Below are 5,553 nucleotides of genomic sequence, written 5' to 3' on the forward strand. Positions count from 1 at the left end.
ACCAGTACTAATAAATTGATTGGTTTAATAGTGATTCTATAGAAGTTATCTAAAATAAAAAAAGTCGATATTCAGTTTTCAGGGAACAAAAAGCCAGTCCTGGCTTTTTTTATTATACTTTTTACCCTAAACTTGAAGTAATTTTGTAAATTATTTTATAAAACTCAAGCAAAAAACAAAAAAGAATTAAATTTGAAAAAATCAGCATTTTTTACATTTCTAGCTCGAAAAGTATTTTTATTTAGTTATAAATAAACTAAATAAAATGAGGCAAAAATGATAATAAAAGATCAAAGAGTAAAGATTCCTAAAAAGGTTCAAATTATAAGAAAAGATGATAATAAATATGTATATTATGTCGCAGGAACAGAATATAAAAAAGATAAAAAATATAATATTGATAAGAGAGTTAATATCGGGAAAATAGATCCTAAAAAATGGCAACTTATTAATACCGAATGATAAGTATTTTAATTTTTCCAGACGTAAAAATAACAATCATAGAAGATGATAAAAAAATATCATTTGTTGTTTCTATCGGGCAATATTTGGCAATAACTAAAATTTTTAAAGATTTGTATATAGATGAACAATTAAAAAATATTTTTAACACAAAAAGAGAATTAATAAAGGCATTGACATTTTATTATATTGATGAAGAATCTATGGTTTCGCAATTATTTGAAAAGTGGGCATATAAAATTTTTTCTGGTTTATTTTTAATTCCTTCAAACTCAATGATATCAACGCTTTTGCACAAAGAAATAACAACAGAAAAAATACTTGAATTTAATTATAGATGATCAAAACAATCAAGAACATATTTAGAATATTCGGATGACACATATTTATCTGTCGATTCAACGAACTTTAATATAAGCTCAAAAAACATGAAACATGCTGAATATGGAAAGCCAAAGGTTGATGAAGGACTGCCATAAATAAACTTATCGTATTGTTTAGATCCAAAGACTGGGTTACCAATTTTTTATGATTTATATCCCAAATCAGTTACTGGTGTAAGTTACTACAAAAAAATGATTGATAAAGTTTTAAATTTGCGTTATAAATCAGCAACCTTAGTATTGGATCGGGGTTATTTTTCAAAAGACAATATTGAAAATTTCTGAAAACATTAACTTTATAATTATGGCAGAAACTTATAACAAAAGATTAAGTAGTTTATTAAATAAAAACAAGGATAAAATATATAAAAATGCTGAAAATTTAATTTTTGAACATAAAGTTTTTGCTTGAAAAACATACGAGCAAGCTTTTACAAATTCAACAAACAAGTATTTTATTTATATGTTTTATAATGAACAAAAAGCATCATTAGAAGTTGAAAAATATAATACGGTTTTAAATATATTATCAAAACAACTTAAAAATATTGAATACTTAAATGAAGATATTTATAAACATATGGAAATTATTTTGATTTTAAAGTGGATGAAGAAAGCAAAATAATTTCTTATGAAATAAATAAGAAAAATTATCAAGACGTGCTTGATAATTCTGGTTATTTTTGTCTAATAAATTTAGATTTGTGTGATTGCTATTCTCAAATCTCTTACTCAAAAAGTAAGCAGGAGATAAATTGACGCAAAATTTACTATATTACTAGTTTAAACACGATTTTATTTATGTGCTTTTGATATTTCTTACTTGTATTTGATATCCTCTCATTTTTCTAAATTAAAGTCCTGAAGAAAATTAATTAATAAATCTCCGGCAGCAATTAAGTCTGAAATTGCACAAACACCTATAGGGCTATGTAAATATCTTTGTGGTAAAGAAATGGTTAGAGTCGCTGCACCACCATGAGCAAATTGAAGTTCATGAGCATCTGTTCCTCCTCCCATTGCAACAAATTTATATGTAGGTATGTTATATTTTTTTGATATGTTTTGAAATTCTTTAACTAATTTTGGGTCCATCATTGTACCACGATCCTTTATTCTTAGAGCAGCACCCTTGTATAATAAAGTATTTCCTGGGATTGTGTTAGGAGTGTCATGTGATGCGCATGTATCAAGAGCAATTGCTATGTTTGGTTTAATTAATGAAACACTAGTTCTAGCCCCTCTTGTTCCTACCTCTTCTTGCACTGTGCCAACTAAGTAGAGATCAACATCAAGATCTTTATCGTTGATGGCATTAGCAACGTATTCTAGAACAGTTATACCAGCTCTATTATCCATTGCTTTTCCACCCAATAAATTAGGATCATTAAATAGTATAGTTTCACCCGACATGTATACTAAGTCACCTACGCCAACTCCTTGTTCTTTAGCATCTTCATCTGATTTAAAACCAAAATCAGCATAAATTTCATTATTAGAAATTGCTTTTGAAATTTCATTTTCTTGCATAATGTGTATGCTTGTGTGACCAAAAACGCCATTAAAGGTTTTGCCTTCCTCTGTTACTAATTTTGCTTTTGTCCCAATTACTGTTGATGGTCAAATACCTCCAACAGGAGATAAATAAAGTTGCCCCTTTTTATCTATGTTTCTAACTAGAAACCCTACTTCATCCATATGTGCAGCAATCATAACTTTTGGTGCATTAGGATTTTTTGATTTCTTTCTAAATATAACTGATCCAAGGTTATCTCTACTAATCTCAAATTTTTTATTTCCTAGTGATTTTTTTAACTCATTAACCACAGGCACTTCATAACGCGACATAGCCTCAATTTCCATGTATTTAATTAATCTTTGTTTGAATAACTCATTTTTATCCATAAATTTATAAACCTCTTTAAATATAAAAATAATATATAAATTTTATCAAAATAACTAAGTTTTAATAATCGATATGTGACCCTTCAATTTTGTATAGTTTATCTTTATGTTTTGATAAAAAAACACTAGCAAGCGTTGCTAGTGTTAAATTATTATTTTTTAAATTCAATATAGCTTTGTTGTTTTGAATGGTTTGTAAATGTAATTGAAAAATCACCTTTTACCTTATTATTAAATTTATAAGCAACATAAAGAACTAATTTATTTATTCCATTCCTTTTTTCAATCTTTCCAAGAAATTCAACTGTTGTGAAGCCACTTGGGCTTGTGTAATCAATTATTCCACCTTTCTTTTTTAAGAAAACATTGTGAATTTTCTTGTCAAATAATCTACCAAATAGTGCATCGTCAACTATTTTGCTAGTTAATTCTTTTGGTTTTGAATTATTATTTTGAAGGGCGTCAATAATTTGTTGTTCTGTGTATTTTTGCTTGAGACCTTTATTGTCATCTATACCAATCAGAAAAATACTTTTTGTTGCTTCAACTTTAAGTTGATATGCCTCTTTGATTTGATTTGTGAAGTTTTTCATTTTTTCAACGTAGCCATTAGTTTTAGAGTAAAAATTATGGTTTGGTTCCTTCAATCATTCACTAAATTCATTTCTTTTTTTTAATATATCTAATGCGTTATTACGATATTCTATAAGTTTTTGCTTATTGTACTTAATATTTTTTAGTTGTAATTCATTTAATTTTTTGTTTCCTTCAATGCTAAATGTATTTCCAAAATCTTTAAAAGGTTTATACATGTTTGCTAGCATTATTTCAGTTTCGACATATTTTTTTACTGTACTAATGTATTCCAACACTTGACCAACTGTTGTGCTATCATTTATTAATTTTTCAAAATGATTTTTAATGTCAGTAGTTGTTGCAGATACTTCTTTTCCAAAAAATTTATCATCATATACAGGACTTATTTTTTGTGTTTCAGTACTAATTAAATTTCTAAATTCTTCTTTAATTTCATCAACCAATTTTTTTTTTGTTAGGTGATTTTAGTTTAGATAACGGAACCAAATTATCATTCATATCATAAATAATATTTGATTCGCCTTTTAGAGATTTAATAAGTTTAGTTGCTAATGTGGTAGGACTACTCAATCTTTCTTCATCATCAGAAATTCAAGGGCTATTATGATTTGGTTCATGGTTTTCTCATGGTTCATTTGATTCAGGTTCATTTGAAGAGAATATATCTAACTCATTTTCGATATAGTCATCTTCTAGTGGAAAATCAAAAGCATGTTGTGTTCCGTCATCTTTGGATTTATCATAGTATTTATATCATTGTTTGTAGTATAAATTATCAATTGTTTTTTTGATTAATTCATTAGTTGGATCACTAAAATCAATTTCAAATTTCGGTCCTTTAAAACCATTCAAAATATTTGAGCTAGTGTCTTGATCCTTTGGAAGATCAGGGATCAGATCTTTTGGTAATAAATTTCCAATCAATAAATTTTTAATATGTTTATTTTTATGTCTAATATCATTTAGAGTATCCTTTGGTAGAATACTTTTAATAGTTTCATAAACTGATTGTAAATCATTTTTTTGTTCTTTAACTTTAGGTTTTTTCTTAGGAGTATCAGATATTTTATCAGGGCTAGGTTTTGGGTTTGGTATATTATGTGTTTTTGTATTTACACATGAAAATGCAACCGCTGCGGTTGCTATTGTTGGTAAAAGACCTAAGAAAAATCAACTTATTTTTCGCATATTTTCTCCTTAGTATTAGGTTTTATTAATAAAAATATTATATTACATTATCACTATTTTCCTAGGTAAATAGGGTTAATAGTAACTAAAAAAGCAATTAGCAATAATATAAAGCTTTTTTGCTTACATTAAATTGATAACAATGCATGGTTGTTGCAAAAAGCATAAACTTAATTAGCATAGGTTTTTTAGTTTAAATTATTTAATTTTTAAATTACTTCCAAAAATAAAAGATGGATCATTGATTATGTTTACTTTTGCGTTTTTTGCATTTGTGCTCAGTTTAAATGTCTTGAAAAATAATTAAATATATTTTTGTCTATTTAGCAATCCTAGCTTGCTTAATTGTCCCAAAATTTGCCTTTGAGCTAAAATAATGTACAAAACTATACTAATTTTTGTTTTGTTTTTCTAGCAAATTAATTATTAACTAAACTTATTCAAATCTTGCTAAATTAGATGAACCAATGAAACAAATAAGAAATTATTTATAGACTAAAAATTAATAATTTAACAAGTTTTAGAAATTCATATAGGAAAAAAGAAAAAATAAGAATCTAAAGGCAATGTTAAACCTTGCTATAGTGAATTAAATAAATATTTCTTGTGGATGGTCTTTAAGTAAATCGCGAAGACCGATAAACATGATAGAAATTAATCAATTAAGAAAATAATTATTTTAAAAACCTTAATGACGAAGAAAGAATTAAATTATAAAAAAATATTATGTTATCAATTGTACCTTAATATATGGTTTTTAAATATCTATCTTTATTTTTTCTTCTTAATTTTAATTGAAATTGAAGTAATAGGTTTAGATATAGTTTATTCTCAAATCAGTTTAAATTATCTTTTTTAACCAAAAACAAAAAAAAAAAAAAAAATAAATTATAATTATGACTTGCGCCAATTCTTCTAGACATAATTAAAAAATGTTTGGGAATAGCCTGAATTCATAAAATTTTAAGGAGAAAAATGAAAAAAAGCAAATTACTTTTTCTAGGATTTTTACCTGTTT

At 25.9% G+C, this 5,553-nt stretch carries 7 protein-coding genes; 4 read left to right on the forward strand and 3 right to left on the reverse strand.

All coding sequences use genetic code 4. From position 1 onward, the window contains the following. The first annotated feature begins 276 nt into the window (after window positions 1-276). The 4 genes from ACWXVO_RS03030 to ACWXVO_RS03045 are packed head-to-tail and all read left to right on the forward strand — an operon-like array spanning window position 277 to window position 1,470. A complete protein-coding gene (locus tag ACWXVO_RS03030) occupies window positions 277-465 on the forward strand; it encodes a hypothetical protein (RefSeq protein WP_456002522.1) in 189 nt (62 codons plus the stop codon). Next, on the forward strand, window positions 459-941 hold the full coding sequence (locus ACWXVO_RS03035; RefSeq protein ID WP_456002525.1) for a hypothetical protein: 483 nt from the start codon (window positions 459-461) through the stop codon (window positions 939-941). The genes ACWXVO_RS03030 and ACWXVO_RS03035 overlap by 7 nt, the downstream gene beginning before the upstream one ends. An 18-nt stretch (window positions 942-959) precedes the next feature. Next, complete coding sequence (locus ACWXVO_RS03040) at window positions 960-1,139, forward strand: transposase (protein ID WP_456002535.1); 180 nt, start codon at window positions 960-962, stop codon at window positions 1,137-1,139. Window positions 1,140-1,149: 10 nt separating this feature from the next. Further along, window positions 1,150-1,470: a hypothetical protein gene (locus tag ACWXVO_RS03045; protein ID WP_456002527.1), complete on the forward strand. Its 321-nt coding sequence runs from the start codon at window positions 1,150-1,152 to the stop codon at window positions 1,468-1,470. A gap of 194 nt (window positions 1,471-1,664) precedes the next feature. On the opposite strand, the gene ACWXVO_RS03050 is transcribed toward ACWXVO_RS03045, so the two are convergent. From ACWXVO_RS03050 to ACWXVO_RS03060, 3 genes are all read right to left on the reverse strand, one after another. After that, window positions 1,665-2,750, reverse strand: coding sequence for a M42 family metallopeptidase (locus ACWXVO_RS03050; protein ID WP_456002530.1), 1,086 nt, complete (start codon window positions 2,748-2,750; stop codon window positions 1,665-1,667). A gap of 152 nt (window positions 2,751-2,902) precedes the next feature. Beyond that, a complete protein-coding gene (locus ACWXVO_RS03055; RefSeq protein ID WP_444705031.1) occupies window positions 2,903-3,790 on the reverse strand; it encodes a hypothetical protein in 888 nt (295 codons plus the stop codon). Then, window positions 3,774-4,535 carry a hypothetical protein gene (locus ACWXVO_RS03060; protein WP_456002533.1) on the reverse strand — a complete coding sequence of 254 codons (762 nt, stop codon included), beginning with the start codon at window positions 4,533-4,535 and terminating at the stop codon, window positions 3,774-3,776. The genes ACWXVO_RS03055 and ACWXVO_RS03060 overlap by 17 nt, the downstream gene beginning before the upstream one ends. Between the last annotated feature and the right edge of the window lie 1,018 nt (window positions 4,536-5,553).

The sequence above is a fragment of the Mycoplasma sp. 1890 genome, assembly GCF_053851615.1.